29 protein-coding genes and 1 riboswitch are annotated in these 26,495 nt (G+C 58.2%); of the genes, 13 read left to right on the top strand and 16 right to left on the bottom strand.

The features are described from left to right. Positions 1–128 precede the first annotated feature (128 nt). The 3 genes from ACR3EM_RS01610 to ACR3EM_RS01600 form a co-directional block, all read right to left on the bottom strand. Positions 129–419, bottom strand: a complete 291-nt coding sequence (locus ACR3EM_RS01610) for a DUF6525 family protein (protein WP_480469075.1) — start codon at positions 417–419, stop codon at positions 129–131. 201 nt (positions 420–620) lie between these two features. Next, positions 621–2,303 carry a tryptophan halogenase family protein gene (locus ACR3EM_RS01605; protein WP_480469074.1) on the bottom strand — a complete coding sequence of 561 codons (1,683 nt, stop codon included), beginning with the start codon at positions 2,301–2,303 and terminating at the stop codon, positions 621–623. A gap of 284 nt (positions 2,304–2,587) precedes the next feature. Next, positions 2,588–3,124, bottom strand: coding sequence for a hypothetical protein (locus ACR3EM_RS01600; protein WP_480469073.1), 537 nt, complete (start codon positions 3,122–3,124; stop codon positions 2,588–2,590). A gap of 219 nt (positions 3,125–3,343) precedes the next feature. Here ACR3EM_RS01600 and ACR3EM_RS01595 point away from each other — a divergent pair, with 219 nt between their 5' ends. Beyond that, positions 3,344–3,820, top strand: a complete 477-nt coding sequence (locus ACR3EM_RS01595; RefSeq protein WP_480469072.1) for a YHS domain-containing (seleno)protein — start codon at positions 3,344–3,346, stop codon at positions 3,818–3,820. A 24-nt stretch (positions 3,821–3,844) separates the two neighbouring features. Here ACR3EM_RS01595 and cmk read toward each other — a convergent pair whose 3' ends face one another. The 10 genes from cmk to miaB all read right to left on the bottom strand — a co-directional run bounded on the left by cmk (position 3,845) and on the right by miaB (position 14,356). Further along, a complete protein-coding gene (gene cmk, locus ACR3EM_RS01590; RefSeq protein WP_480469071.1) occupies positions 3,845–4,459 on the bottom strand; it encodes a (d)CMP kinase in 615 nt (204 codons plus the stop codon). Continuing rightward, on the bottom strand, positions 4,456–5,802 hold the full coding sequence (aroA, locus tag ACR3EM_RS01585) for a 3-phosphoshikimate 1-carboxyvinyltransferase (protein ID WP_480469070.1): 1,347 nt from the start codon (positions 5,800–5,802) through the stop codon (positions 4,456–4,458). The genes cmk and aroA overlap by 4 nt, the downstream gene beginning before the upstream one ends. A 68-nt stretch (positions 5,803–5,870) precedes the next feature. Beyond that, a complete protein-coding gene (gene trmB / locus ACR3EM_RS01580; RefSeq protein WP_480469069.1) occupies positions 5,871–6,581 on the bottom strand; it encodes a tRNA (guanosine(46)-N7)-methyltransferase TrmB in 711 nt (236 codons plus the stop codon). Positions 6,582–6,703: 122 nt separating this feature from the next. Continuing rightward, positions 6,704–7,885, bottom strand: coding sequence for a methionine adenosyltransferase (gene metK / locus ACR3EM_RS01575; protein WP_480469068.1), 1,182 nt, complete (start codon positions 7,883–7,885; stop codon positions 6,704–6,706). Between the two features lie 5 nt (positions 7,886–7,890). Then, positions 7,891–7,939: riboswitch (SAM-SAH riboswitch) on the bottom strand. A 21-nt stretch (positions 7,940–7,960) separates the two neighbouring features. Beyond that, positions 7,961–9,487, bottom strand: coding sequence for an apolipoprotein N-acyltransferase (lnt, locus tag ACR3EM_RS01570; protein ID WP_480469067.1), 1,527 nt, complete (start codon positions 9,485–9,487; stop codon positions 7,961–7,963). Next, positions 9,484–10,368: a hemolysin family protein gene (locus tag ACR3EM_RS01565; protein WP_480469066.1), complete on the bottom strand. Its 885-nt coding sequence runs from the start codon at positions 10,366–10,368 to the stop codon at positions 9,484–9,486. The genes lnt and ACR3EM_RS01565 overlap by 4 nt, the downstream gene beginning before the upstream one ends. Positions 10,369–10,404: 36 nt before the next feature. Further along, the gene (gene ybeY, locus ACR3EM_RS01560; protein WP_480469065.1) at positions 10,405–10,899 is read right to left on the bottom strand and encodes an rRNA maturation RNase YbeY; all 495 of its coding nucleotides are present in this window, start codon (positions 10,897–10,899) and stop codon (positions 10,405–10,407) included. Between the two features lie 39 nt (positions 10,900–10,938). Then, positions 10,939–11,961 carry a PhoH family protein gene (locus ACR3EM_RS01555; protein WP_480469064.1) on the bottom strand — a complete coding sequence of 341 codons (1,023 nt, stop codon included), beginning with the start codon at positions 11,959–11,961 and terminating at the stop codon, positions 10,939–10,941. A gap of 147 nt (positions 11,962–12,108) precedes the next feature. Continuing rightward, positions 12,109–12,828 carry an outer membrane protein gene (locus ACR3EM_RS01550; protein WP_480469063.1) on the bottom strand — a complete coding sequence of 240 codons (720 nt, stop codon included), beginning with the start codon at positions 12,826–12,828 and terminating at the stop codon, positions 12,109–12,111. Positions 12,829–13,036: 208 nt separating this feature from the next. After that, on the bottom strand, positions 13,037–14,356 hold the full coding sequence (gene miaB / locus ACR3EM_RS01545) for a tRNA (N6-isopentenyl adenosine(37)-C2)-methylthiotransferase MiaB (RefSeq protein ID WP_480469062.1): 1,320 nt from the start codon (positions 14,354–14,356) through the stop codon (positions 13,037–13,039). A 121-nt stretch (positions 14,357–14,477) separates the two neighbouring features. Between miaB and ACR3EM_RS01540 the strand changes: the two genes are divergently transcribed. Then, on the top strand, positions 14,478–15,341 hold the full coding sequence (locus ACR3EM_RS01540) for a glycosyltransferase family 2 protein (protein ID WP_480469061.1): 864 nt from the start codon (positions 14,478–14,480) through the stop codon (positions 15,339–15,341). 74 nt (positions 15,342–15,415) lie between these two features. On the opposite strand, the gene ACR3EM_RS01535 is transcribed toward ACR3EM_RS01540, so the two are convergent. After that, positions 15,416–16,213, bottom strand: coding sequence for a phytanoyl-CoA dioxygenase family protein (locus ACR3EM_RS01535; RefSeq protein ID WP_480469060.1), 798 nt, complete (start codon positions 16,211–16,213; stop codon positions 15,416–15,418). A gap of 86 nt (positions 16,214–16,299) precedes the next feature. Between ACR3EM_RS01535 and ACR3EM_RS01530 the strand changes: the two genes are divergently transcribed. Continuing rightward, positions 16,300–17,196: a LysR family transcriptional regulator gene (locus ACR3EM_RS01530; RefSeq protein ID WP_480469059.1), complete on the top strand. Its 897-nt coding sequence runs from the start codon at positions 16,300–16,302 to the stop codon at positions 17,194–17,196. Here ACR3EM_RS01530 and irrA read toward each other — a convergent pair whose 3' ends face one another. Beyond that, positions 17,197–17,616, bottom strand: coding sequence for an iron response transcriptional regulator IrrA (irrA, locus tag ACR3EM_RS01525; protein ID WP_480469058.1), 420 nt, complete (start codon positions 17,614–17,616; stop codon positions 17,197–17,199). Between the two features lie 189 nt (positions 17,617–17,805). Between irrA and fabA the strand changes: the two genes are divergently transcribed. The 4 genes from fabA to ACR3EM_RS01505 are packed head-to-tail and all read left to right on the top strand — an operon-like array spanning position 17,806 to position 20,638. Further along, positions 17,806–18,315: a bifunctional 3-hydroxydecanoyl-ACP dehydratase/trans-2-decenoyl-ACP isomerase gene (gene fabA, locus ACR3EM_RS01520; protein WP_093964585.1), complete on the top strand. Its 510-nt coding sequence runs from the start codon at positions 17,806–17,808 to the stop codon at positions 18,313–18,315. A 49-nt stretch (positions 18,316–18,364) separates the two neighbouring features. Further along, a complete protein-coding gene (gene fabB, locus ACR3EM_RS01515; protein WP_480469057.1) occupies positions 18,365–19,594 on the top strand; it encodes a beta-ketoacyl-ACP synthase I in 1,230 nt (409 codons plus the stop codon). Between the two features lie 5 nt (positions 19,595–19,599). Beyond that, positions 19,600–20,391, top strand: a complete 792-nt coding sequence (locus ACR3EM_RS01510; protein WP_480469056.1) for an enoyl-ACP reductase FabI — start codon at positions 19,600–19,602, stop codon at positions 20,389–20,391. A 58-nt stretch (positions 20,392–20,449) separates the two neighbouring features. Then, the gene (locus ACR3EM_RS01505) at positions 20,450–20,638 is read left to right on the top strand and encodes a hypothetical protein (protein WP_480469055.1); all 189 of its coding nucleotides are present in this window, start codon (positions 20,450–20,452) and stop codon (positions 20,636–20,638) included. A 12-nt stretch (positions 20,639–20,650) separates the two neighbouring features. Here ACR3EM_RS01505 and ACR3EM_RS01500 read toward each other — a convergent pair whose 3' ends face one another. Next, positions 20,651–21,079 carry an FKBP-type peptidyl-prolyl cis-trans isomerase gene (locus tag ACR3EM_RS01500; protein WP_480469054.1) on the bottom strand — a complete coding sequence of 143 codons (429 nt, stop codon included), beginning with the start codon at positions 21,077–21,079 and terminating at the stop codon, positions 20,651–20,653. Between the two features lie 124 nt (positions 21,080–21,203). On the opposite strand from ACR3EM_RS01500, the gene ACR3EM_RS01495 reads away from it, so the two are divergent. The 6 genes from ACR3EM_RS01495 (at position 21,204) to ACR3EM_RS01470 (ending at position 26,485) form a co-directional block, all read left to right on the top strand. Next, positions 21,204–21,890, top strand: a complete 687-nt coding sequence (locus tag ACR3EM_RS01495; protein ID WP_480469053.1) for a haloacid dehalogenase type II — start codon at positions 21,204–21,206, stop codon at positions 21,888–21,890. Beyond that, positions 21,890–22,717, top strand: coding sequence for an alpha/beta fold hydrolase (locus ACR3EM_RS01490; protein ID WP_480469052.1), 828 nt, complete (start codon positions 21,890–21,892; stop codon positions 22,715–22,717). Before ACR3EM_RS01495 ends, ACR3EM_RS01490 begins: the two co-directional genes overlap by 1 nt. After that, positions 22,714–23,688, top strand: coding sequence for a threonine ammonia-lyase (locus tag ACR3EM_RS01485; protein ID WP_480469051.1), 975 nt, complete (start codon positions 22,714–22,716; stop codon positions 23,686–23,688). Before ACR3EM_RS01490 ends, ACR3EM_RS01485 begins: the two co-directional genes overlap by 4 nt. Before the next feature lie 59 nt (positions 23,689–23,747). Further along, positions 23,748–24,536, top strand: a complete 789-nt coding sequence (pcaD, locus tag ACR3EM_RS01480; RefSeq protein ID WP_480469050.1) for a 3-oxoadipate enol-lactonase — start codon at positions 23,748–23,750, stop codon at positions 24,534–24,536. 12 nt (positions 24,537–24,548) lie between these two features. Continuing rightward, positions 24,549–25,262, top strand: coding sequence for an alpha/beta fold hydrolase (locus ACR3EM_RS01475; protein ID WP_480469049.1), 714 nt, complete (start codon positions 24,549–24,551; stop codon positions 25,260–25,262). A gap of 128 nt (positions 25,263–25,390) precedes the next feature. Next, positions 25,391–26,485: a Zn-dependent alcohol dehydrogenase gene (locus ACR3EM_RS01470; protein ID WP_480469048.1), complete on the top strand. Its 1,095-nt coding sequence runs from the start codon at positions 25,391–25,393 to the stop codon at positions 26,483–26,485. Positions 26,486–26,495 lie beyond the last annotated feature (10 nt).

Raw genomic sequence — 26,495 nt, 5'->3', positions numbered from 1 at the left:
CTCAGAAACGTCATCCGGACGTTGACCGCCCTTGTATCGACAGCGCGCGTATAGGCGGATTTCACTACCAGCGCAAGGGCAAAGCCCATATTTCCAAGGCCCGGCCAGATATCGCCACCGTTGTGCACTTAGCCTTTTTGAACCCAGACCCTCGTATCCCGTTGCAGCATTGCAAGCTCGACTGCGTTCAGTCGAGCAATCGCGGTCGCGGGGTCACTGTCGCCACCTGTCTGCCGCCAGATTTTCAGGGCCGAGGTCGGGCTCCATGGCAGACAAGCCTGCGCCAACCACTGTCGCAGCGCTTGCGGCAGAACATCATAGGTCTGCATCGGCGAACCCCGACGCCGGCGGCGCTTCAGATCACTACGAAGGTTACGAGTCTTAGCAGATGGACGCTGTTCAATTCTCGATTTTCTCATATTGTAATGATATTACATATTCATCCATCAAGCACAATGTAGATTGAACGGTCGCCAGGGCAAAATAGTCCCCCACTTTTACTGATAGTCATCATAAGCGCAAAAACTAACGCCTCCGCGACGGTCATCGCGAAGGCAGGGGCTCAACTCACGGCCTCGAAGCGTTTCTCAAGATACGCTCTGTACCAAGAGCAAAGGTCTTTAGAACAGTTGCAGATCTTTCTGACCGCTTTGGATTTCGGCGAGGTTCGGCATGTTCTGGACCACCAAAGGTGCAGGTTTCGCACCCGGCATCGCCACCGTCGGCTTTGCTGCTGCCTTTTTAAAGGCCGGTCGATCCAGCTCTCCCCGGATGTCGCGCAGCAGAGTCTTGTGATCTGGCATCCTTTTTAGAACCTGCGCAAGATGCGCCTTTGCGGTTTTCATTCCCTGGAACCAGATCGGCTTTTTCAGCGGTCGCAGACGATCACGAATGTCGGGTCCATAGCCTGTATCATAGACCCGCTTGCCCAAAAGAACCGTTTGATAGACGCGATGGTCAAACAGGGTCGCGAACTCGATATCGTGTTCCATCGGCAAACGGTACTGCCACAAATCAAGATTCTCGGCCAAACGATCCGGCAACTTCATCTCGGTACGCGCGTCGATCCAATATTGGTCATCCGTACGATTGCCCAACCGATAATGCAGACAAATGAACTCCAGAACTTCATTATAGAGCTTATCCATCTGGCGGTTGTATCTGTCTCTGAGCGACGGCTCTATGTCCTGAGTGGGCAAATGCTCGGCGAACCAGCGAATTGCATGGTCAATCATATGGATCGCGGTGCTCTCCAATGGCTCGATGAAACCTCCGGACAGACCGATCGCCACACAGTTCTTGACCCATGCATTGCGCACACGCCCGACACGCATCGGGATTACACGCGGCGTCAGGCCCTTACCACTGTCCCCCAGCCATTCAAGATACTCATCTGCCGCCTGATCGTCCGTGCGATGCGCGGATGAAAACACATAGCCCGTGCCGACACGGTTGTAGAGCGGCACCCGCCATGTCCAGCCTGCGCCAAGTGCCGTAGACCGTGTGACGCTTTCGATCTTTTCCGGATCAGGATGCTCGACCTGCAAGGCCATGGCGCGATCATTCGGCAGATATTCCGAATAATCCATAAACGGCTCGCCCAGAGCTTGGTTGATGATCAACCCCCGGAAACCGGTGCAATCGACCACCATCTCGATATCGTGACGGCCCTTCCGCTCCAGCATCAGATGGCTGACGTTACCCTGCTCATCCAGCTCAACCGCTTGCACCTCATCCTGAATGTGCTCAACGCCGCGATTGGTACAGACCTTGGTCAGCATGCCCGCAAACTTCACAGCGTCCAGATGATAGGCATAGCCGAACCGCTGCTCGAACTCCGGGGCACCCAAAGGCCGCGCGCCCTTGCACAGACGTGCCAGATCATCATGCGGCGCGATGGACTGTGTAAAATCCCGATCGCCATTTCCAAAGCGCAGGAAATACTCAGCGGCCTCTAACCCCTCTATCATCTGGCCATGCGCAAACGGGTTCACATAATCGATGCGATTGCCCTTGGCATCGTTGTTCCAGTTGCAAAACTTCACTCCCAGCTTGAACGACGCGTTGGTTTCGCGGAAAAAGTCCCGCTCGGAAATGCCGGCCTGGCGCAGAGTGACCGGCATTCGTGGCACCGTGGCCTCGCCGACTCCGACTGTAGAGATATTGGGGCTTTCGATCAGGCATATGCGCGGGCGATCTTTGGGTCCCGACGTGCGGGAAAGCACCATCTCAAGTATCAGCGCGGTCATCCAACCAGCCGTGCCACCACCTACTATGGTGATCTTACGCAAACGATTGTTCATATTATTCTGTCCCTGTTGGCTTGAGGGATTATTTAGCTGCTGCCCTTTTTTTTGAGCTTTTTTGCAGCTTTCCCTCATGGCGTATCGGAAACTATAACAGCTTTCCCGCATCCAGCTAGGGTTAAGGCTTTTGGTGAGAGTGCCACTGTGGCTTCTTTGATCCGTGCTGACACAGCCGTAAGACCAAGGCGGTGCCAGAGCGAGAAGCGTCAGAGGCCGCCGCGCCGCGCTCCCACATCAACATGCTCTTATGATATCGGCGAATATGGAGAACTCTGCCGATCTCAGATCTCCTCGCCCTTCTTCAGAAGGTCTTCGATCAGATCGCGCTGCAAATCATGACTGTCGCCCCCGCCGAACTCCGCCGCTCCCCCGGAATACAGGGTGCCGTATGTATTGGCGATATTCACAGTCTGGGCCAACCCTGAGATCAGTTGATCCCTTTGCAATGGAGACAATGGGTGGATATACGCAGCCCATAAGGTGCCGTTGGCAATGGCGTACCGTGCATCCAGCGTACTGTCGAAATTCGCCTGCATCACGCGTTGCAGATCTTTAGGCGATAAATCCGCGGCCCGGCCAATCGCAACCATCGCGCGCATCCGATCCGCATTGGTATCCGTGACGACAAGCACTGTTACGTCCGAGACCGTCATCTCAAACCCTGGTCCAACCGGTCGCGCCTCAGGATCGAGCGCGAAGATGATCTTGCCCAGACGCTCGTAAGTCATCGGAGGTTCAGCCTCAGGCGTCGGGGCCTCAGCCTCTTGTGCGGCAAGCCCGCCCGCGACGAAGAACAAAATCAATGCTAGTCGGATCATGAGGCCACTCCTGCGATTGCCCCCTGACTTTAGGCGGCAAGACAGCGGCTGGCTAAACAAAGCTGTGTGAACAGTTTTTACGACAAATCCAGCCATTCGAATGATCTGCAATGTTTCACGGCCTATCTGCGATTAAACGTCCGATCAGATCCTCCTAACCTTGTCACATCGGTCGAGGCGCACACTGACCCCGATCTGAAAACAGAAAGGACTACTGCCATGAAATCTCAGTTTCTCACTGCACTTGCTGTAACACTGGCCCTGACGGCTCCGGTTTTTGCGGCGGATGAAATCAACGTCTCAAAAGGCATCTCAGCGGCTGGTGCCCCACTGGCCGCACATGGTGTCGATCTGGTCGCGCTCGTTACCAACGGCAACCCGGTTGAAGGTTTTGCCACCCACTCTGCCACCTATGACGGCGCGTCTTACTATTTCACCAGCTCGGAAAACCGCGAAGCGTTCGAGGCCAATCCGGCGGCCTATCTGCCTCAGCATGGCGGCTACTGCTCGTTCGGTGTGTCCGTAGGCAAGAAGTTCGATGGTGACCCGGATCAATACCTGGTTGCGGACGGCAAGCTGTACCTGTTCCTGAATGCCGAAACCCGCACCGCGTTCCTGAAGGACGTCACCGGCACCGCGAAAACCGCGGACGACCAGTGGGCCAACATCAAGAGCATCGCAGTCGGCGAACTGTAAACCTTGTTGGTGCCCGTGGCGAAGCTACGCCGCGGGCATTTTTTCTGCGATGAGCGAGATGGCCTGCGCCAACGCTTCGTCAATGCTCAGCTCAGAAGTATCCAGTAGAATGGCATCTTCGGCTGGTTTCATCGGCGCAGTGCTGCGCTCGGCATCCCGCGCATCGCGTTCGCGCACATCGGCCAGAACTTGCTCTGGCTTCACATCCGATCCCTTGGCGCTGAGCTCACGATACCGGCGCTCGGCCCGAACTTCGGCGCTGGCGGTAACGAACAGCTTCACCTCGGCTTCGGGGCAAATCACCGTGCCGATATCGCGCCCATCCAGCACAGCGCCTCCGGCGCGACGTGCAAAGCTGCGTTGGAAGTCCACCAAAGCGGCACGGACCTCGGGTATCACAGCCACTTTGGACGCAGCCTGCGCGATCTCGGCGGTGCGCAGATCACCCTGCCCAAGTTCTTCCGCCGTCAGGGCCTGCGCTGCTTCGACCGGGTCTGTACCTTCGAGAGTGCGCCGACCGACAGCACGGTACAAAAGACCCGTATCCAGATGTGCGAAACCGAAATGCGCGGCCACACCTTTCGAGATGGTCCCCTTCCCCGCCGCTGCCGGGCCGTCGATTGCGACGGTAAAGCTCATGTGCGTTCGACCCTGGCCCCCAACGTGGCCATCAAAGGCTCGAAGATCGGGAAAGAGGTCGCGATGGGGCCGCCATCATCTACCGAAACCGGAGCTTTGGCGCCCATGCCCATCACCATGAAGGACATGGCGATGCGGTGATCCAGAAAGCTTTCGCAGGTGCCGCCGCCGGGAACGTTGCCGATGCCCAGGCCTTCGACCGACCACCAGTCTTCGCCCTCTTCCACGGTTACACCATTGGCGCGCAGACCTTTGGCCATGGCGTCGATCCGGTCGCTTTCCTTCACGCGCAGCTCTTTGACGCCACCCATCATGGTGGTTCCGGTGGCATTCGCGGCAACGACAGACAACACCGGATATTCGTCGATCATCGAGGCCGCACGTTCCGCTGGCACCTCGATCCCATTCATGTTCGGAGAGTATTTCGCCCGTAGGTCGGCAACAGGTTCGCCACCCTCTTCCCGCTCGTTTTCATAGGTCAGGTCGGCACCCATTTCGCGCAACGTGGTGAACAGGCCCGCGCGCGTCGGGTTCAGACCGATGCCGGGAACCAGCACATCCGAGCCCGGTGTGATCAGCGCGGCGCAAACTGGAAAGGCCGCACTGGACGGATCGCGCGGCACGGCGATGACCTGGGGTTTCAGCTCTGGCCGGCCTGTTAGAGTGATAACGCGCCCTTCCTCCGTGTCTTCGACAGTGATCTCAGCACCAAACCCGGCCAGCATGCGTTCCGAGTGATCGCGGGTCGCCTCTTTCTCAATCACCACAGTCTTGCCGGGCGCATTAAGACCAGCCAGCAACACAGCCGATTTCACCTGCGCCGATGGAACTGGGACTTCATATCGTACCGGAGTGGGATCCGCCGCGCCGATGATCGTCATCGGCAAGCGCCCACCAGATCGGCCAACGGACCGCGTCCCAAACAACGAAAGCGGCTCGGTGACCCGCGCCATCGGGCGTTTGTTCAAGCTTGCATCGCCGGTGAACGTTGCCGTGATCGGGCACGTCGCCATCGCGCCCATGATCAACCGCACACCGGTGCCGGAGTTGCCGCAATCAATGACCTGATCCGGCTCGGCAAACCCACCGACACCCACGCCGTGCACCGTCCATTCACCACCGCCGTGATCCGTCACTTCAGCCCCAAAGGCGCGCATGGCTTTGGCGGTGTCCAGAACATCCTCACCTTCTAGCAGGCCCGAAATCCGGGTCTCACCCACAGCCATCGCGCCCAGGATCAGCGACCGGTGCGAGATCGACTTGTCCCCGGGCACCTCTGCCGTGCCGGTCAGCGGGCCGCAGGGGTGCGACGTCATCGGGATGGGCGTGCCGTGTCCGGACATGGGGGCTCCTGTTTTCGCTATCAGTTCAAGGCGGATTAGCGAATTGAGGGCCGATGGTCCAGCAGCAATCAGCCTTTGCGGCGGAAGGTCAGGTAATGAGGCGTGCGCCCTTCACGCAGGGCTTTCTGTTCATAGCGGGTGGAAATCCAGTCATCCCACGGCTCACGCCAATCCGCCGGGCGCTCGGCCAGCCATTCGAACCCGGCGCGCGGCACCTCTTCCAAGGTCTGGCGGACGTAATCCGGAATATCGGTTGCAACGCGAAAGATCGTGCCGGGCTTCAGGACCCGCGCCAGAGGCTCGAGATGTTCTGGGGTTACGAAACGGCGTCGGTGATGTCGCTTCTTGGGCCAGGGATCAGGATAGAGTAGAAACGCACGCGAGATACTGGCCTCAGGCAGCACGTCGAACAGGTCACGCGCATCGCCAGGATGCACGGCCAGGTTTTCGACACCCGCCTGACGGATCTTACCAAGCAGCATGGCTACGCCGTTGATATAGGGCTCGGCCCCGATGATCCCGATATCGGGGTTGCTTTGCGCCTGATGAATAAGATGCTCGCCGCCGCCAAAGCCGACTTCAAGCCAGACCGGTTTGCCACCAAACAGCGCATCAAGATCCAGCGGGTTTCGTTCGGGATTGCTATCCCAATCGACGGCACCGGGGGACAGCGCAGCAAGATCCTCGTTCAGATAGGTCTTTTGGCTGGGCTTTAGGGTTTTGCCCTTGAAGCGACCGTAAAAGTTTCTGCGCGGGCGTTGTGGGGTCTGCGTGCTCATGGCGGTCGCCATACTGCGGTGCGCGCGATGTGGCAAGAGGTGGAGGGCAACCTCCACGCTCGTGCTGTAATTTCGAAGAGAATGCATAGCGCGCCTATCAGGGCGCGCGATATAGCAGTCGATCAGACAGCAGACTTCAGCGCCGCAGTCAGATCGGGGCGTTCCCAGCTGAAGCCTCCGTCAGCATCCGGCTCGCGGCCGAAATGGCCATAAGCTGCGGTGCGCTGATAGATCGGTTTGTTCAACTGCAGATGTTCGCGAATCCCGCGCGGTGTCAGGTCCATAACCTGGCCCACTGCCTTTTCGATCACGGCGTCAGCGATCTGACCGGTGCCATGTGTGTCCGCATAGATCGACAGCGGCTTGGAGACGCCGATCGCATAGCTCAGCTGGATCGTGCAGCGTTCGGCCATGCCAGCGGCCACGACATTCTTGGCCAGATAGCGCGCGGCATAAGCGGCTGAGCGATCGACCTTGGTTGGATCTTTCCCCGAGAACGCACCACCACCGTGCGGAGCTGCCCCGCCATAAGTGTCGACGATAATCTTACGTCCGGTCAGACCAGCATCCCCATCAGGACCACCAATGACGAATTTTCCCGTAGGGTTGACGTGCCACTCGGTTTCGTTGCTCAGCCAGCCTTCGGGCAGGGTTTCGCGGATATAGGGCTCAACAATGGCGCGGATGTCATCCGAGGTCAGCGCAGCATCAAGATGCTGTGTCGACAACACGATCGAGCTGACGCCGACCGGCTTGCCATCACGATAGACCACCGAGAGCTGCGATTTGGCATCAGGGCCCAGCGCTGGTTCGGTACCGTTCTTACGAACCTCAGCCAAACGGCGCAGGATCGCGTGCGAATACTGGATCGGCGCGGGCATCAATGCGGGCGTTTCAGTTGTGGCATAGCCAAACATGATGCCCTGATCGCCAGCGCCCTCGTCCTTGTTATCCGACGCGTCCACGCCCTGCGCGATATGGGCGGATTGTTCGTGCAGCAGGTTTGTCACCTCGACGGTTTCATAGTGAAACTTGTCCTGCTCGTATCCGATATCCTTGATGCAGGCGCGCGCGATGTCATCAATATGCGCCATATAATCGTGGAGTTTTTCCTGATCCGACAGGCCAACCTCACCACCGATGACCACGCGGTCGGTCGTGGCAAAGGTCTCACACGCGACGCGGGCTTCGGGTTCTTCACGCAGAAACGCGTCAAGTACGGCGTCCGAGATACGGTCACAGACCTTGTCCGGATGCCCTTCGGATACAGACTCCGAAGTAAAAGTGTAGTTCTGTCGGGACATGAAAGTGCTCCATTAAGATTTCTCCGTCACGCCAGGAAGCCGTTGTGACGGGCGACCGACCGAATACGCGTGCTATCAGTCAGGGTCAATCGGTAATTGGTTTCGGCCGCGACGGTTGTGGTGCCAGAGCAGCACGAACAGCACCAGTAGTGCCAAGAGGATCGGATTGTCTCCGATCCGGGAATAGACGGTGGCGCGCTGGGCCAGCGGCAATTCAGCATCAATGAAACCCGCCTGCTCCAAAGGTAGGGATGCGGTGATCCTCCCCAAAGGGTCAATCATGGCCGATATTCCGGTATTGGCCGCGCGCATCATCGGCAGCCCCTGCTCTATCGCGCGCATCCGCGCCTGAGCCAGATGCTGATAGGGGCCGGACCACGTCCCGAACCAAGCGTCATTGGTGATCTGGAGCAAGAAATCAGCGCGTCCCGGTGCGGACAAGACATCCTGCGTAAACACTGCCTCGTAGCATATCAACGGCAACGCGTTGCCCAGAGGGCCAGCCTCCATCAACGCAGCACCCGGTCCAGCACTGAACCCGTTGCCCGTAGTTGCAGCCATCCCGTGTATGCCAAAGCGAGCCATCAGATTGCCGAACGGGACATATTCGCCAAACGGAGCGAGATGGTGCTTGTCATAAAGCCCTTGCTGCTGACCCTCGGCGTCCAGGTAGATCATCGAATTGTAGGTCCGCTGCCCTTCAGCCCTTTGGATACCCAAAAAGACCGGCGTGCCCTGGGCGGCATCGGCAATGGCGGACAGATGAGGCTGCGCGCTGCCCAGCCAGGCGGGTACTGAAGTTTCAGGCCAGACGATCAGATCAGGCCTGGGCTCCGCTACCGTAAATTCGAGCTGACGCGCGAAGAACAACGGGGCGTATGCCGGGTCCCACTTCTGATGCTGCGGCGCGTTGGGCTGGACCAATCGGACAATATATCTGGATTGTTCGACAGAGGGTCGCGTCGAAGCATAAGCGATCGTCACTGCAACAAATCCAGTGATTATGACGACGGGTATCATCAGCCCGCGCGGCGAGCGATCGTTGAACAGCGCAGCACCCAACAGAAGCGTCGCCAGCAGTGTCAATGCACCAACGCCATAAGGCCCCATAAGCGAAAGCAGTTGGGCAACCGGTGTATCCACCCAAATCTGGGCAATGCCCGCCCACGGAAACCCCGTCAGCAAATACCCACGCCCAAACTCGGCGAGGGATAGTGCTACGGCCAATATGGCGGCTTGCGTGACGGGTCGTCCTCCGATCCGCTTTGTAACGCCGAAAGCCGCACCCCAGAACAGAGCGAGACCGGCGGACATCAACAGCAGCGCAAACGGCGCCATCCAGGCGTGTCGTTCTGCATCAACCTGAAACGGCTCGACAATCCAGCTGAGGGCATGGGCAAAATACCCGGTCGCAAAAGCCCACCCCAGCGCGGCGGCACGGCGGGGTGTCTCGCAGGTCAGATAAAGCGGTGCGATCAGCAGCAAAGCCAGAAGCGTAGCCAACCAGTATCCCAAAGGGGCAAGACCCAAGGCCCCGATAGCCCCAAGCACGGCTGCCAACGCAGTCCGCAACCACATAGGCCACCGGCGGGCAGCATTCATGCAGCACTATCCGGCAGCATGACCCGCAAACGCTTGATACGGCGCGGGTCTGCGTCAAGCACTTCAAACTCGGGGCCTTCGGGATGGCAAACAACTTCACCGCGCGTAGGCACCCGGCCAGAAAGCATGAAGACCAGACCACCCAGCGTATCGATCTCCTCCTCATCCACGTCTTCGTGGCTGGTCAGAGAGCGACCGATCTCGGCCTCGAAATCTTCGAGCGGGACACGGGCTTGAACAACGTAGCAACCCGGCTTTTCCTGGATCCACAACTGATCTTCATCAGCATCATGTTCATCGGCGATCTCACCTACGACCTGCTCGATCAGGTCTTCGATGGTCAGCAGACCGTCGACCCCTCCATATTCATCAATGACCAACGCCATGTGACGTCGTTCGGTTTGCATCTTGGTCAGAAGTACACCAATCGGCATCGATGGGGGCACGAACAGCAATGTCCTGAGCATCGACTTCAGATCGAACTCGGTCGAGTTGCCGTTGAACCCGTGCGTCAGTGCGAAATCCTTCAGATGAACAAATCCCAGTGGCGTATCGAGCGTTCCCTCATAGACCGGGATTCGGGACAAGCCGCTGTCGCGGAATATCTGCGCCAACTCATCCTTTGGGGTTGTCGAGGGGACCGAGATAATCTCGGCGGTCGGGATTGCAACATCTTCCACCCGCATCCTGCGCAGGTTGATCATGCCTCTGGGTTGTTGGATGCTGACCTCGGCACCGTTTGCCTGATCCGCCTCATCACCCTGTGAAGAAAAAGCGTCGAAGATGCGTGACAACAGTCCGCCTTTTTCGTCGCCATCATTGCTGCTGTTCTGAGATTGCGCGCTCTGCGCCGCCCTAGAACTGCCGTCTGTATCGCCCATTATCCTGTTCCAAATGATCGGGCAAAGCTGCCCCTGTCATACATTATATGGGTTATCTATACCCAGTTTGCCAAGTATCTCGACCTCGACCGCCTCCATCAAAGTGGCGTCGAGGTCACGAATGTGGTCGTAACCCAGCAAATGCAATGTTCCGTGAACGATCAAATGGACGACGTGATTGTCCATATCTTTACCTGCTTCTGCAGCCTCGCGCGCGCAGGTATCGTATGAGATCGCTATGTCGCCCAGCGCTATTTCACCGGTGAAATCCGGTTGCGGCGGCGGCGGCGTATCACCGGCCCGGTCGGCGGCCAGATCTTCCGCAGGCCAGCTGAGTACATTGGTCGGCTTGGACTTGTCCCGAAACTCAGCATTCAGTTCCGAGATTCGTTGATCGTCACAGCCCAACAAGCTGACCTCACACAGGTCGGCATCCAAATCGCAATGAACCAGGGTGACCACGATTGCACGCGTCGCCAGCTCGTCCAGACCGAGCCAACGCCCATCTTCGAGAGTAATTTCCAGATTCATACCAGTGATCCCGGGCCCAAACATCGTTGGGCCCGAAGGTTATCCGGTTTCGCGGCCCGCGTCGGCCTCATACGCTTCGATGATGGCGGCGACAAGCGGGTGGCGCACGACATCCTTCGAAGTGAAATAGTTGAAGCTGATATTCGGAATCGTCTTCAACAGCCGCTCGGCATCCGCCAAACCCGACTGCACCCCGCGCGGCAGATCAACCTGAGACCGGTCGCCAGTGATCACCATCCGACTGCCCTCACCCAAACGGGTCAGGAACATCTTCATCTGCATCGTGGTGGCATTCTGCGCCTCATCCAGGACAACAAAGGCATTCGCGAGCGTGCGCCCGCGCATAAAGGCCAGCGGCGCAATCTCGATCCGTTTTTCCTCGATCAGTTTGGCCAGCTGCTTACCCGGAAGGAAGTCGTTCAGCGCATCATAAAGCGGCTGCATATAAGGATCGACCTTATCCTTCATGTCGCCTGGCAGATAACCCAGCTTTTCCCCCGCCTCGACCGCCGGTCGGCTGAGGATGATCCGGTCCACATGGCCGCCGATGAACATCGAAACACCAACAGCGACGGCCAGATAGGTCTTGCCGGTTCCCGCTGGGCCAATGCCAAAGGCCAGCTCATTGTTGAACAGCGACTGCACATAGGCTTTCTGGGCGTCGGTGCGGGGCTCAACCAGTTTCTTGCGGGTCTTGATCTCAACGGTGCCGCCCTTGAACATCTCAAGCTGATCGCCATCCCGAGTGCCAGTTCCAGCCTCAGAGTTACCCATGCGCAGCTCGCGATCTACATCTGCGGCTTCGACATCGCGCCCGCCTTCGAGGCGCGTATAGAGCGATTGCAAAACTTCGATCGCCTGCTTTTGCGAATCTTCGTCACCAAGCACGACCAGTTGATTGCCGCGCCGAACGATCTGGACCGAGAGCTTTTGCTCGATATCAGTCAGGTTGCGGTCATATTCACCACAAAGATCGATCAGTAATCTGTTATCTGGAAATTCAACAAGCGCCTCACGCTGGGGCATGTCATCTTGCGGTGGGGTCAGGGCACCGATGGCCAATCCGTTCTCCTGTCTTGGCGTTTCAACCTGAGCGTAGACAACATTCTGAGGTAGACGCAAGCCGCAGATTCAATTTTTGCAGGACCGATGGTAAAACCGTCGATTTGTGTTGCAAGCCCAGGCGCTGCAACTGATCTTTCCGACTGATCAGAAGGTGTAGTTCAATCCAAATCGCAAACCGCGATAGCTGGGTGTGGATTTGGTGGAGAACGTCGGGCCAAGATCGACGGTTTTCGAATCGAACTGAAGGTATTCGATCTCACCCGTGATCGACCAGTTTTCGTTCAGCTTGTGCTCCGCGCCCAGACTTGCCGAAAACCCCTGACGCCGGTCGACATCTTCAAACCGCGATGACCCGCCGGGATCGGATATAGAGGTCGATGTGGTTATGTCGCCCCGCACGTACCCCAGTGTCGCAAAATATAAGACACTGCCGCTGCGATTGGTCAGGCCGTTTTTCAACCGCACCGAAAATACATCCGAGATTGCCGACCTGCCCGAGACGACCGCCCCTCCGATCGTGGTTGTTGTGCTGTCATCCAGCGTTCCGTAGTCGTATCCAAGCTCGATACCATAGACGTAATCTCGCCCACCCCAGGCAGGCAGAACACCACGCCAACCGCCGCGGAAGCCGCCGAAATTTCCACTGGGGTTCAACTCTCCGAGGCCAAACAGGGTTGCGCCATTGACCCTCAGGCCGAATTCGTCTGAGCCGCCCGAGGCGCGACCACCGCTCACACCCAAATAGAACGCGCTGACGTCCCGTGCAAAACGGTTTGCCGAAACCACTTCCGGTTCTTCCACGCCCCCAGTCACATCACCCGCCAACGAAGGCGCGGCACAGCCGAACATCACGGCGACCGACATCAAAATCCGAAATGGTCCTGATCTTGGGAAACGCATCCGGCTCACCACTCATACCTCCACCGCGACAGGGTTTCATTCAACCCGCGCAGATTAAAACACCCAGAGTCCTATCCCTGTGAAATCTGGTCTTTCTCGGAACATGACTGCGATTAATAAATCAAGGGTTAAATTCCACTGAATTTTTCCCCTATGACGCAGATACGACGGCCTAAACCAGCTCTCCGGCCAGTGAATTCGCGCCAGAAGCGGTGATTCTTACCCGACGCAAATCGCCACTTTCCACATCTGCATTCGCGACGTGGACCGCGTGCAGATATTCGGATTTCCCAACCATCTGGCCCGGTTGGCGTCCCGGCTTCTCAAACAGAACGCTGACACTACGACCTACCATCGCGTCCTGAATCTCGCGTTGGTGACGTGTGATCATCGCCTGCAGGCGCTGCAGGCGGTCGTCGGCCAGTTCAGCATCGACCTGTGGCCGTTCTGCCGCAGGTGTACCGGGCCGAGTCGAATATTTGAACGAATAGGCATAACCGTATTTAACCGCTTCCACCAAATCCAGCGTCGCCTGAAAATCCTCTTCGGTCTCTTCGGGGAAACCGACGATAAAGTCGCCCGACATCAGAATATCGGGGCGCGCCTCGCGGATACGTTCGATCAGACGCAGGTAACTTTCGGCTGTATGGCTGCGGTTCATCCGTTTAAGGATCTTGTCCGATCCCGACTGCACGGGCAGGTGCAGATAAGGCATCAACTTCTCGCAGGTTCCATGCGCCTCGATCAGATCATCGCTCATGTCATTGGGATGCGAGGTGGTGAAGCGAATGCGCTCCAGCCCGTCGACCTTGTTCAACTCCCAGATCAGAGCGGCCAGTGTCATGTCTCCATTCGGGCCTGCCCCGTGATAGGCGTTGACGTTCTGGCCCAGCAGAGTGATTTCACGCACGCCCCGTTCGACCAGATCCTGAGCCTCGCGGATGATACGATCGGCGGGTCGGCTGACCTCGGCCCCGCGGGTGTAGGGCACCACGCAGAAGGCACAGAATTTATCGCACCCTTCCTGAACCGTCAGAAAGGCCGTGGGACCGCGTTTGGCCTTGGGCCGGTTCTTGAGCTTCTCGAACTTGTCCTCTTCAGGAAAGTCGGTATCGAGCGCCTTTTCGCCCGCGCGGGTCTTGGCCTCCATCTCGGGCAAACGGTGATAGCTTTGCGGGCCAACCACGAGATCGACAAGCGGCTGGCGGCGCATGATCTCTTCGCCCTCGGCCTGCGCGACGCAACCGGCAACACCAATCTTCAGATCAGGTTTGTCGGCCTTCAGCCCTTTAAAGCGCCCCAGTTCCGAATACACCTTTTCTGCAGCTTTCTCGCGGATATGGCAGGTATTCAGCAGGATCATGTCCGCATCTTCGGCGGATTTCGTTTCGACATAGCCCTGCCCGCCCAGCGCTTCGGCCATGCGTTCACTGTCATAGACGTTCATCTGACAGCCATAAGTCTTGATAAACAGCTTCTTCGGTTCGGACATGGATCGGGCCTCTGGGTTCGCTGGATCGGCGTCGTCTATACGCAACGAACGCCGCTTGCAATGCCGGCGCAATTACCCGAATTTGACGGGAATTTCCAGCAAGGCGAAACCCGGACAGGCGATGCACTACGAATCCCTCGATCACTTCCTGCAAACCGGCCAAACTGCACTTGGCAAAGGTCCTCTCGCGCTGATCTTTGCAGAAGATGACGTCGAACTGGATGGCACCTTGCGGCATCATCTGAGACTGGGTTTCAAATCCGTTATCGCTTTCATGCCCGATGCGTTCCCGCTTAGCGACGATCTCGCGGATCAGATCCATCGCGTTTCTCTGACCTGTGCGCCACGCACAGTGGTGTTCGACACGATCAACCGCATCATCCAGACCGCACCGGATCTCTGGATGTTCTACTGCTACAACGCCGAATACCTGATCTTTCCGTTCTGCGAGACGCGAACGATCGGAGAGTTGCTGGCCTTCCATACCGAAGAGCGGCGCTCGGCAATGCTGACCCACGTGATTGATCTTTATGCCGATGACCTGACGGCGTTTCCCAACGGAGTGGCCCCGGATCGGGCAATGCTCGACAGCACAGGATATTACGCACACACCCGCCACGACGCTGCAGGCAGACCTCTTGAACGGCAGCTCGATATGTCCGGTGGCCTGCGCTGGAGGTTCGAAGACCACATCCCCTATGCGCGCCGCCGGATCGACCGGATTGGGCTGTTCAGAACTAAACCCGATCTGAAACTGCAGCCGGATCACACGTTCAACGAGGCCGAATACAACACCTATGCCTGCCCCTGGCACAACAACCTTACAGCGGCGATCTGTTCGTTCCGCGCGGCCAAAGCACTCAAGACAAATGCGGGCTCTGCCTTCGGCATCTCCGACTTTCGCTGGACCCATTCGGTGCCCTTCGAATGGACATCGGCCCAATTGTTACAGCTGGGCCTGATTGAACCGGGGCAATGGTTCTGATCCGTTCCTCATCTGGCTAAAAATACCTCGGGGGAGTCGCGGCCCGCCGCGGCCGGGGGCAGAGCCCCCTAGCTTCACCGTTGCAACAAGACCGGGAACCAATCCTCGCGCAAGCGCTGCCCCGGCACCATATCATGCCCGGGAAACGGGGGCGACGTGCGACCCGGGCGCTCGACATAGCGCGCATCATCCCCCACCAGCCGTAGAGAGAACGCACGTCGACGACTATCAGATTGGTTCCCCCGCGCACCATGCAGAGTGCGATAGTTGAATGCGACCGCATCACCGGGTTCCATTTCGAACTCAACCACCCGCATACCCTCGGCGTCCGGATCCGGAACGGGGATGTATTGGCCTTCGTCGGGGAAGAACCCCTCTTCGCTGACCCAACGGGTCGGCAGCACCTCTTTCTCCCACCGGTGCGAGCCCGCAACGCAGCGCAAGGTCGCATGTGTGACTCGATCCAGCGGTGACCAGAAGCTGATCGTCTGCTGGCCTTCGACAAAGTAATACGGCCCGTCCTGATGCCACGGTGTGGCCATTGAGGTGCCCGGCTCTTTCACCAGCACATGATCATGGAACATCTGCACCCTGTTCGACTGCATCAGGTCTGCGGCAACCTCAGCTGCAGGTGAGGCTTGGATCACGTCGCGAAACTGGGGAATGCGCGACCAATTGCAATAATCGTCAAAGAATCGGCCCGACTCGCCCTCTTTCTTGTTTTCCGAGGCATAGGGTCCCGGCTCGGCCATATTGGCCGCTACCCCGTCGCGCAGGGCGTCAACGTGATCGGCAAAAAGGCCTTTGACCAGGACGACGCCATCGGACTGATAGGTGTCGATCATCTCTTGGGAAACAAGGCGGTGCGGCATGTCGGCCTCCATAAACAGCTCAGCATGATCTGCACATGGTTGCGCCCACTGTTCAAATCATATCTTTCAAACTAACTATTAACTTCATGTTATATATTTCTCTACGCCAATACGAATACATTTGCGCCATCGGTCGGTGTGGCAGCCTCTCTTTGGCGGCGGAGCAGGTCAATGTATCGCAGCCAGCCTTGTCCAACGCCCTGACCCGTGTCGAATCGCATCTTGGCTATCCTTTGTTCTCACGCAGACGCGGGGCGGCGATGGTACTGACACCTCAGGGCCGAAAATTCATCGAAGAAGCCGAGGCTCTGCTGAATCGTGCCGCCCTGCTGGAAGCTTCGAAAGAGCCCGTTGCAGGTGCAAACAGGCTGCGACTGGGCTGTTTCATCGATCTGGCGCCATTCCTGCTGGCCCAGGCCCTTCACACGCTTCGGGACAATTTGCCGGAGGTCGAAGTGACCCATGGCGTCGAGAGCTTTGAGGATCTGATCACCGGCTTGATCGAAGGTCGGTTCGATCTTGCATTGACGTATGACTTGGGTATGGACGCCGGATTTACCCGTTCAAAGCTGTTCGACAGCAGCCCATGTGCATTGGTTTGTCCGGACCACCCTCTGGCGAAGTCGCGCCAAACAACACTGGAAGAACTTGAGACCTATCCGCTGATTCTGTCCAAAGAAGGGCTCTCTGCCCAACATGTCCTTGGATTGTTCAAACAACTCAGCCTGAACCCAACGGTTTCGCATCGAGCAGAATCGCTTGAGATTCTGCGCAGCTTGTCGGCCCATGGCGAAGGTGTCGGGATCAGCTATGCGAACCCTGCGAACACGTACAGCTATGACCGGTTGCCATTGATCAGCCTGCCGATCAGCGATCCCAGCGCACGTGAGGCCGTCGTCCTTGCCCGTCATGGCAGCGGACCAACCGACTCGATTATTGCAGCGGCTGAACAGACGCTCACCGCAAGACTGCAGACTGGATAGTTACTGTGTTTTGCGCAGGCGGATCACCACATCGACCGAAGCGATTTCAACCCCTTCCGGGGCTTCGGGCAGTTGCTGGATCACCAACTGGTCCGAGGGCGCATCGCTCAGGCGGCTTTCATCTTCCCAGAAGAAATGTGGGTGATCATGCGTGTTGGTGTCGAAATAGCTCTTGGATCCATCCACGGTGATTTCTTGCAAAACGCCTGCCTCGCAGAAGGCCCGCAGGGTATTGTAGACCGTGGCCAGCGAAACTGCGTCGCCCTTGTTCTTGGCCGACTCAAACAGGCTTTCGGCGGTCACATGACGATGCAGCCCATCGCCAACGAGCAGTTCCGCCAGAGCAACCCTCTGACGTGTCGGTCGCAATCCTGCGCCAACCAACCAATTCGTAGCGATTTCCCGGCTCTGAGGTGTCATCAATCCGATACCTGTGTTTTGCTACCCCATATATAAGTGCGCTGGCACCGTAATTTCAAATGAAATTCATTCGCAAAGAATGTCGTAAGCACAACATGATATGGCGTCCCGCTCTTGCAGGACCTTGCGTACGGGTGCTAGACGAGGCCAGATGTAACAAAACAGACCCCTGGCAGGAGAGGCGGCAGAATGGCCCAATTCCCGAGCAGTTTTGACAAGGACGATCTGCTGAAATGCGCCCGAGGCGAGTTATTCGGCCCCGGCAACGCTCAACTGCCTGCTCCGCCGATGCTGATGATGGATCGGATTACCGATATCTCGGGTGATGGCGGTGCGCATGGCAAGGGTCATGTGGTGGCCGAGTTCGATATCACTCCGGACCTTTGGTTCTTTGACTGCCATTTCCCGGGAAACCCAATCATGCCCGGCTGTCTGGGTCTGGACGGCCTGTGGCAGTTGACGGGTTTCAACCTGGGTTGGCGTGGCTGGCAAGGACGCGGCTATGCGCTGGGTGTGGGCGAGGTCAAGTTGACCGGCATGGTCCGGCCCGATCGCAAGATGCTGACTTACTACGTTGATTTTACAAAAGCCGTTCAAACCCGTCGCCTGACCATGGGCGTCGCCGATGGCCGGGTCGAGGCCGACGGCGAGGTGATCTATCAGGTCAAGGACATGAAAGTTGCATTGTCCGAAAGCTGACCCCAGCTGTTGGACAGGGAACTGAACCAAGGAACACAGGAGTACGCTTATGCGTCGCGTCGTCGTCACCGGTCTGGGGGTCGTCTCCTCCATCGGGAACAATGCCGAAGAGGTCTTGGCCTCACTCAAAGCAGGCAAATCCGGGATCGAGGCCTGCGAGCAGATGGTTGAACATGGCTTTCGCAGCCAGATCGCCGGTACGCTCAAGATCGACGTAGCCGAGCATGTGGACAAACGCACGCTGCGCTTCATGGGTCCCGGTGCAGCCTATGCCCATATCGCGATGAGCCAGGCGATTGCCGATGCCGGTCTGACCGAAGAACAGGTGGTCAATCCCCGCACCGGCCTCGTAGCCGGATCGGGAGGGCCGTCAACCAGCGCCATGCTGACCGCGCACCAAACGGTGCTGAAAAACGGCGCGACCAAGCGGATCGGCCCGTTTGCGGTTCCGAAATGCATGTGCTCGACCATTTCGGCGAATCTTGCGACTGCGTTCAAGATCAAAGGCATCAACTACTCGATCACCTCGGCCTGTTCGACCTCGCTGCATTGCATCGGCAACGCGGCGGAACAGATCATGCTGGGCAAGCAGGATGTGATGTTCGCTGGTGGTGGCGAAGAACTGGATTGGACCCTGTCCTGCCTGTTCGACGCGATGGGCGCGATGTCGTCCAAGTACAACGAGACACCAGAAAAAGCCTCGCGTGCGTTTGACGAGAATCGCGACGGATTCGTGATCTCCGGCGGCGGCGGAATTGTCGTGCTTGAGGATCTGGACCACGCACTGGCGCGCGGCGCAAAGATCTATGCCGAAGTCACCGGTTATGCCGCAACCTCAGATGGTCACGACATGGTGGCCCCGTCCGGCGAAGGCGGCGAGCGCGCGATGCGTCTGGCGCTGTCCACCCTGCCCGAAGGCCGCAAGGTCGGCTATATCAACGCCCATGGCACCTCGACCCCGGTTGGCGATGTCGGGGAGGTCGAAGCTGTGCGCCGCATCTTTGGCGAGGGCGACGTGCCGCCGATTTCATCGACCAAGTCGATGACCGGCCACGCACAGGGTGCGGCGGGCGCACTTGAAACGATCTTCTGCCTGCTGATGCTGGACAATGATTTCATAACACCGTCGATCAATGTCGACACACTTGCCGAAGGCATCGTGCCCGGTGAAATTGCAACTCAACTGGTTGAAAACGCAGGCTTGGATAGTGTGATGACCAACAGCTTCGGCTTTGGTGGCACCAACGGATCCATGATTTTGTCGAAGTATAACGGGTGAACAAGATGTCAGATCAACTTAAAGGAAAACGCGGCCTGATCATGGGTGTCGCAAATGATCGCTCGATCGCCTGGGGCATCGCCAAAGCCATGCATGAGGCGGGCGCAGAACTGGCTTTCACCTATCAGGGCGATGCGTTCGGCAAACGATTGGAACCGTTGGCCCAAAGCCTGGGTAGCGATTTCATGGTCGACGCAGATGTCACCAATGACGAATCGCTGGATCGTGCATTCGATGAACTGGCCACGCGCTGGCCGACCATCGATTTCGTGGTCCACGCCATCGCCTATTCTGACAAGTCTGAACTGACGGGTCGGTTCCTGAATACCACGCGGGCAAATTTCAAACATTCATTGGACGTGTCGGCCTATTCCTTCATCGAAGTCGCGCGTCGCGCTTATCCGCTGATGAAAGACAATGGCGGCACGCTGCTGACGCTGACTTATCAGGGCTCGAACAAGGTGGTTCCCAACTACAATGTCATGGGCGTGGCCAAGGCGGCACTGGAATCGGCGACCCGCTATCTGGCCAATGATCTGGGCCCCGAAGGCATCCGCGTGAACGCCATCTCTCCCGGCCCGATGAAAACGCTGGCCGGCGCGGCCATCGGTGGTGCGCGCAAGACATACAAGTTCTGCGACCAGAACGCGCCCATGCGCTCGAACGCGACGCTTGAGGCGGTAGGCGGCACCGCTGTATATCTCGCCTCGGATGCAGGAACATATACCTCGGGCGAAATCATTCGCGTCGACGGCGGTTACCACATCCTGGGCATGCCACAACCCGAAGCGATGTGACCATTTCTTTCCCTGCGGGTGTCAAGATTTGACCATCTTTGGCCTGCAGGGATTGCATATGAGCAAACTAGAACAGATCCTTGCCAGCAATGGGCGGTCGCTCAACTTCCGGCGGAAGGTCGGAGGCATGCATGCGGGCGTGCTGTTGCTTACTCTCAGCATATTGTTGTTCGCATTGGTGTTCCTGACCCAACCGCATGTCCGGGATGCGGTTGAGCCGTTACTGGCACAGATTCCGGGGCTTTAACCTCCCGCGCGATCAGTTGACCGAAACGATTTCGATATCGAAGATCAAATCCTGCCCGGCCAGCGGGTGATTGGCGTCAAGCGTCACGGTTGCGTCATCAACCTCTACCACCGTTACAGGCAAGGCTTGCCCGTCGGGGGTCTGCATTTGTAGCTGCGTACCGGGTTCCAGCGGAATATCATCAGGGATGCCCTCACGCGGGATCTGTTGACGCATGCCCGGATTGATCGGGCCATAGGCGTCGACGCAGGCGATCTCGACCCGCTTCTTCTCACCGATCTCCATACCCGGCAACGCCACGTCCAGACCGGGAATGATTTGACCTGAGCCAACCGCAAACTCAAGCGGATCGCGTCCCTCGGAACTGTCAAAGACTTTACCGTCCAGCAGAGTTCCGGTGTAATGGATGCGAACGGTGTCGCCTTGTTTGATTGCGGTCATGGTGGCCTCCGGCCTCAAGGGGAATGAGCGGCGCAGCGTATAGGCTGACACGCTATTGTAAACCCTGCCCTCTTTAACCTGTGGAGCGGTTGTGCTTACCTGCGCCCGATCAGGGGAGGATCAGATGGCAATCACCACTTGTGTATTCGACGCCTATGGCACGCTTTTTGACGTTGCCGCCGCAGCAAGACAGGCCGCCTCCGAGCCGGGGTTCGAGAGATTGGCCAACAAGTGGCCTGAGTTGGCAAATCACTGGCGGTTGAAACAGCTGCAATACACTTGGTTGCGCGCGGTTGCTGATGCGCATGGCGATTTCTGGGATGTGACGCAAGACGGGCTCGATTGGGCGCTAGAAGCGGTTGGCTTGCAGGGTGATGACACTCTGCGCCAACGTCTTCTGGACCTTTACTGGGAGTTGCAGGCCTACCCCGAGGTTCCCGAGATGCTGAAGGCGTTGAAAGCAGGTGGTTTACAGACGGCCATCCTGTCCAACGGATCGCCCCCGATGCTGGATGGTGCGGTGCAATCTGCCGGGATCGGAGAGGTTCTGGACGATGTACTGTCCGTCGAAAGCGTAGGCGTCTTCAAGCCGCATGCCCGCGTCTATGACCTGGTCCAAGATCGGTTTGGCTGCGCCCGAGACGAGGTTCTGTTCGTCAGCTCCAACGGCTGGGATGCCGCCGGCGCCAGTGGCTACGGCTTTGTCACGGCCTGGGTCAACCGTGCGGGTGAGCCAATGGACCGTCTGCCGTGGAAACCGGCGCATGTAATGTCTGATCTGACAGCGATACCTCAGCTGGCAGGGCTTTGATGGCGTTTTTCACGACCTCTGATGGCAAACGCCTCTACTTTGAAGACACCGGATCGGGCCAGCCTTTGCTCTGCCTTGCGGGCCTGACCCGCAACAGTCGAGATTTCTCGTTCCTCGCGCCGCATATCAGCGATCTGCGGATGATCACGATGGATTATCGCGGGCGCGGACAGTCCGATCACGACCCGGATTTCATGAACTACAATATCCTGCGCGAAGGGCTGGATGTGATCGAGTTACTGGATCATCTGGGCCTAAAAATGGTCTCGATCCTCGGCACTTCTCGCGGTGGGTTGATCGCCATGGCCCTGGCCGCCAGTCACCCCGAACGTCTGTCTGGTGTCATCCTGAACGATGTCGGGCCTGTGATCGAAGCTGAGGGTATCGCCAAGATCATGGATTATGTGGGCAAACAGCCCGGCGCAAAAACCTATGACGAGGCGGCAGAGACGCTACAAAAGATCATGGATTCGCGGTTTCCCGGCGTGCCGCTCACCATCTGGCGTCAGCAGGTTGAACATCAATATCTGCAATCTGAAACAGGCCTCGATCTGCGCTATGACAGCGCCCTGCGCGAAGCTCTGATCCAGCAGGCCGCCGCGGGGCTACCGCCCGATCTCTGGCCCTTGTTCGACGCGTTACGCGATATCTCGACTGGCGTGATCCGGGGCGCAAATTCTGACGTGTTCGGAGCCGCTACGCTCGGCGAAATGCAAAGCCGTCATCCCGACCTGATCTGGGCCGAGATCGCTGATCGGGGGCATGTACCCTTTCTGGATGAGCCCGCCTCCCTCGACGTAATCCGCAAGACATTGGACGCGACATGAGCAGTATTGAGATGATCGAAGCCGCCGCAGAGCGGCTGAAGGGACATGCACGCGAAACGCCGCTGCTGTCTTCACCGTTTCTGGACGAGATTGCCGGACGCAGGGTGCTGGTGAAACCTGAATGTCTGCAACACACCGGCAGTTTCAAGTTTCGCGGCGCGTGGTCCGCGATTTCGGCTCTGGATGACACTGCGCGACAGCGGGGCGTCATCGCCTATTCCTCGGGCAACCACGCACAGGGGGTTGCTTATGCAGCCAGCCAGCACGGGATATCGTCGGTCATCATCATGCCGTCGGACGCGCCGCAGCTGAAGATCGAGAACACGCGGGCACTTGGGGGCGAGGTCGTTCTATATGACCGCGCCAATGAAAGCCGGGAGGAGATCGGCGAGGCGCTGGCCGCCCAGCGCGGACTGACCCTGATCCGGCCCTATGACGAACCACAGGTGATCGCGGGGCAGGGCACGGTCGGGCTGGAACTGGCGCGACAAGCTGAGGCGCAGGGCGTCACGCAGGCGGATGTGTTGATCTGTTGCGGCGGCGGCGGCTTGACCTCGGGCATCGCGCTGGCGTTGGAGCGCCACGCCCCCAGTCTGCGCACCCGCCCGTGTGAGCCGGAGGGATTTGATGACGTCAAACGCTCGCTCGCTTCGGGCTCAATTCAGAACAATACCGCGTCTTCCGGCAATATCTGCGATGCGATCCTAACACCAGAACCGGGAAAGATCACCTTTCCGATCCTAAACCGGCTCTGCGGACCGGGGTTTTCGGTCACCGAGCAGGAGGCACTGCGCGCAATGGCCATGGCATTCCTGCGCCTCAAGATCGTATTGGAGCCCGGCGGTGCGGTGTCGCTGGCTTCGGCGTTGTTTCGGGCCAATGAAATCGAAGGCGATGCGGTGATCGTCGTTGCCTCGGGTGGCAATGTGGACCCGCAGATTTTTGAACAAGCGTTGGAATTCCTGACCTGACAAGCGCGTGCAACACGTGCACTATTGTAGCTCGAAGCCATTTGCTCGGGACCTCTCACATGCACATCGCCGATCTTGGAGACGTCAAGATACACTACCGCATTGACGGGGACCCAGATGGTGCGCCACTGGTCTTCGGCAATTCCCTCGGCACCGACATACGCCTTTGGGATCCGATCCTGCCATTGCTTCCAAAAGGCCTGCGCATCATCCGCTTTGACAAGCGCGGCCATGGCCTGTCTTCGCAACCCGATGGTCCATATTCCATGGGGGCGTTGGTCCGCGACACCGAACGACTTCTGGACCATCTTGAAGTCAAAGACTGCATGTTTATCGGCCTGTCGATTGGCGGGATGATTGCGCAGGGCTTGGCGGTAAAGCGCATGGATCAAATCCGGGCGCTGGTCCTTTCCAATACTGCCGCCAAGATCGGTACGCCAAAGATCTGGCAGGAGCGCATGGACGCAGCCCGCGCAGGTGGGATCGAGGCGCTCGCGGATGCCACCATGGAGCGGTGGTTCTCAAAACCCTTCCGCGCCAATGTCGACCTGGAGTTGTGGCGCAACATGATGGTGCGGCAACCCTTGGAAGGGTATCTCGGCTGCTGCGCGGCAATTTCGGGAACTGATTTCTATACGCCGACCAGTGGCCTGCGCCTGCCCACGCTTGGAGTAGCTGGCAGCGAAGATGGTTCGACCCCACCCGATCTCGTGCGCGAAACGGTTGATCTGATCCCCGGCTCGCGATTTGCACTGATCCGCAAGGCAGGCCACCTGCCCTGTGTAGAGCGGCCGGCAGAGTATGCCGAACTTCTTAACGGTTTTCTGGCCGAGACCGGTCATGTGTGAGGGGGTGTAGACTTGGCTGATTTCTTGCTGGTTCACGGATCCTGCCATGGTGCTTGGTGCTGGCGCGATCTGATCCCCGAGCTTTCCACGTTCGGACATACTGCGCGCGCCATCGACATGCCCAGCCACGGCTCTGATCCAACGCCCATTCCCGATGTCACGCTGGAATCTTGCCGGGATGCGGTACTGAATGCCTCAAAGCCAGAGACAATTATCGTTGGGCATTCCTGGGGCGGTTACCCGATCAGCGCGGCAGCCGAAGCCGCGCCCGACGCGATGCGGGCTTTGGTCTATCTCTGCGCATATGTCCCGCAATCCGGTCTTTCGATGATCGAAATGCGCAAACGTGCACCGCGCCAGCTGATCGGGGATGCGGTCGAGAAATCTGCAGATGGTCTGTCCTACAGTGTTTTGCCGGACCGGGTGCACGGGTTGTTCTATCATGACTGTCCGCGCGAAGTTGTTGCCTATGCTCTCGGGCGTCTTTGCCCGCAAGCAATCGCGCCACAAGATACTCCGCTGGATCTGAGTGAGAATTTCGCACGCGTACCCAAGGCTTATATCCGTACAGCGGATGATCGTACCGTTCCGACCGAGTATCAGGCCGAGATGGCACATTGCGCAAATCCGAACCTGAGCCTGACCATCGACAGCTCTCATTCACCGTTTTTTTCGCATCCGGAGCATCTGGCCGGACTGCTGCACCAGATATCGCAGCGAATTTAGGCGTGTATTAGGCGTTTCCGCCCTCCTCGTTTGCCTTTCAGCACAACAGCGACACCCGGGTGGCGGATTCCGCCTTGCCTGTTGATCCGCAACGGGTCACCGTGACTGAAAAAGGAACGGGGAAAGACATGCAATCCATCAAAGCAGCCGTGTGCCGGGAATTCGGCGCGCCACTGGTGATCGAGGATATTCTGATCGCACCACCCGGTATGGGCGAGGTCGAGGTCACGCTCGATGCGGTGGCGATCTGCCACTCGGACATCTCTTTCGCCAGCGGGGCGTGGGGCGGACATCTGCCCGCCGTTTACGGACATGAGGCTGCGGGTGTCATCTCGGCAATCGGAGAGGGCGCCGGGGCATTCAAGATAGGCGATCCCGTGGTCGTGACCCTGATCCGCGCCTGCGGATCATGCCCATCCTGTGCAGGCGGCAAGCCTACCATTTGCGAAACGCCGTATGACACCGTTAAGGGCCCACTGCGCACCGCTGACGGCGGCGCTCTGGAACAAGCCATGGCCTGCGGAGCCTTTGCCGAGAAAGTCGTGGTCAGCCATCGTCAGATCGTAAAAATCCCTGAAACACTGCCAAAGGACCTCGCCAGCCTGCTTTCATGTGGCGTGATCACCGGGGTTGGCGCTGCGGTGAACGCCGCAGAGTTGCGCCCCGGACAGGATGTTGTCGTGATTGGTGCGGGCGGGGTTGGCCTCAACGCCATACAGGGCGCACGCATCGCCGGGGCGCGGCGGATCGTTGCGGTCGACATGACCGAAGAAAAGCTCGAGATCGCCAAGGAATTCGGCGCAACACATGGCGTTTTGGGTAGCCTCGATGCGCCGTGGAAGGCCGCATATAAAGCCCTCGGCGGGCGTGGCGCGGATGCGGTTCTGATCACCGTCGGCGCGATCCCTGCTTATGATCAGGCCCCGCGTTATCTGGGTCGGGGCGGCAAGGCGATCATGATCGGGATGCCGCATTCGGGCGATATGTCCAGCTATGAACCCGTCGTTCTCGCCGCGCTGGGACAGGGTATGGTCGGTTCGAAAATGGGGGACGTTGTGATCCAGCGGGACATTCCGTGGATGATCGATCTTTATGAACAGGGGCGTTTGAAACTGGATGAGCTGATCTCGGGTCGTTGGTCACTGTCGCAGATCAATGAGGCGATCGAGGACACCAAAACCGGTGCTGCCAAGCGCAATGTGATCCTGTTTGACAGGGACTGATAACCGGGGG

This window comes from Ruegeria sp. AH3 (genome assembly GCF_056536265.1).
Note: the sequence above shows the minus strand (reverse complement) of the source record. Positions and strands in the feature narration are given on the sequence as shown.

Excerpts from the sequence above, each read along its gene's own strand:
- metK (WP_480469068.1), bottom strand. The coding sequence starts at position 7,885 with ATGTCCCGACAGAACTACACTTTTACTTCGGAGTCTGTATCCGAAGGG.
- lnt (WP_480469067.1), bottom strand. The coding sequence starts at position 9,487 with ATGAATGCTGCCCGCCGGTGGCCTATGTGGTTGCGGACTGCGTTGGCA.
- ACR3EM_RS01510 (WP_480469056.1), top strand. The coding sequence starts at position 19,600 with ATGTCAGATCAACTTAAAGGAAAACGCGGCCTGATCATGGGTGTCGCA.
- ACR3EM_RS01610 (WP_480469075.1), bottom strand. The coding sequence starts at position 419 with ATGAGAAAATCGAGAATTGAACAGCGTCCATCTGCTAAGACTCGTAAC.
- pcaD (WP_480469050.1), top strand. The coding sequence starts at position 23,748 with ATGCACATCGCCGATCTTGGAGACGTCAAGATACACTACCGCATTGAC.
- ACR3EM_RS01505 (WP_480469055.1), top strand. The coding sequence starts at position 20,450 with ATGAGCAAACTAGAACAGATCCTTGCCAGCAATGGGCGGTCGCTCAAC.
- ACR3EM_RS01500 (WP_480469054.1), bottom strand. The coding sequence starts at position 21,079 with ATGACCGCAATCAAACAAGGCGACACCGTTCGCATCCATTACACCGGA.
- ACR3EM_RS01595 (WP_480469072.1), top strand. The coding sequence starts at position 3,344 with ATGAAATCTCAGTTTCTCACTGCACTTGCTGTAACACTGGCCCTGACG.
- ACR3EM_RS01470 (WP_480469048.1), top strand. The coding sequence starts at position 25,391 with ATGCAATCCATCAAAGCAGCCGTGTGCCGGGAATTCGGCGCGCCACTG.
- ybeY (WP_480469065.1), bottom strand. The coding sequence starts at position 10,899 with ATGAATCTGGAAATTACTCTCGAAGATGGGCGTTGGCTCGGTCTGGAC.
- fabB (WP_480469057.1), top strand. The coding sequence starts at position 18,365 with ATGCGTCGCGTCGTCGTCACCGGTCTGGGGGTCGTCTCCTCCATCGGG.
- ACR3EM_RS01605 (WP_480469074.1), bottom strand. The coding sequence starts at position 2,303 with ATGAACAATCGTTTGCGTAAGATCACCATAGTAGGTGGTGGCACGGCT.
- aroA (WP_480469070.1), bottom strand. The coding sequence starts at position 5,802 with ATGTCCGGACACGGCACGCCCATCCCGATGACGTCGCACCCCTGCGGC.
- ACR3EM_RS01565 (WP_480469066.1), bottom strand. The coding sequence starts at position 10,368 with ATGGGCGATACAGACGGCAGTTCTAGGGCGGCGCAGAGCGCGCAATCT.
- fabA (WP_093964585.1), top strand. The coding sequence starts at position 17,806 with ATGGCCCAATTCCCGAGCAGTTTTGACAAGGACGATCTGCTGAAATGC.
- miaB (WP_480469062.1), bottom strand. The coding sequence starts at position 14,356 with ATGTCCGAACCGAAGAAGCTGTTTATCAAGACTTATGGCTGTCAGATG.
- ACR3EM_RS01495 (WP_480469053.1), top strand. The coding sequence starts at position 21,204 with ATGGCAATCACCACTTGTGTATTCGACGCCTATGGCACGCTTTTTGAC.
- ACR3EM_RS01540 (WP_480469061.1), top strand. The coding sequence starts at position 14,478 with ATGCACTACGAATCCCTCGATCACTTCCTGCAAACCGGCCAAACTGCA.
- ACR3EM_RS01490 (WP_480469052.1), top strand. The coding sequence starts at position 21,890 with ATGGCGTTTTTCACGACCTCTGATGGCAAACGCCTCTACTTTGAAGAC.
- irrA (WP_480469058.1), bottom strand. The coding sequence starts at position 17,616 with ATGACACCTCAGAGCCGGGAAATCGCTACGAATTGGTTGGTTGGCGCA.
- ACR3EM_RS01485 (WP_480469051.1), top strand. The coding sequence starts at position 22,714 with ATGAGCAGTATTGAGATGATCGAAGCCGCCGCAGAGCGGCTGAAGGGA.
- ACR3EM_RS01535 (WP_480469060.1), bottom strand. The coding sequence starts at position 16,213 with ATGCCGCACCGCCTTGTTTCCCAAGAGATGATCGACACCTATCAGTCC.
- ACR3EM_RS01530 (WP_480469059.1), top strand. The coding sequence starts at position 16,300 with ATGTTATATATTTCTCTACGCCAATACGAATACATTTGCGCCATCGGT.
- ACR3EM_RS01600 (WP_480469073.1), bottom strand. The coding sequence starts at position 3,124 with ATGATCCGACTAGCATTGATTTTGTTCTTCGTCGCGGGCGGGCTTGCC.
- trmB (WP_480469069.1), bottom strand. The coding sequence starts at position 6,581 with ATGAGCACGCAGACCCCACAACGCCCGCGCAGAAACTTTTACGGTCGC.
- ACR3EM_RS01550 (WP_480469063.1), bottom strand. The coding sequence starts at position 12,828 with ATGTCGGTCGCCGTGATGTTCGGCTGTGCCGCGCCTTCGTTGGCGGGT.
- cmk (WP_480469071.1), bottom strand. The coding sequence starts at position 4,459 with ATGAGCTTTACCGTCGCAATCGACGGCCCGGCAGCGGCGGGGAAGGGG.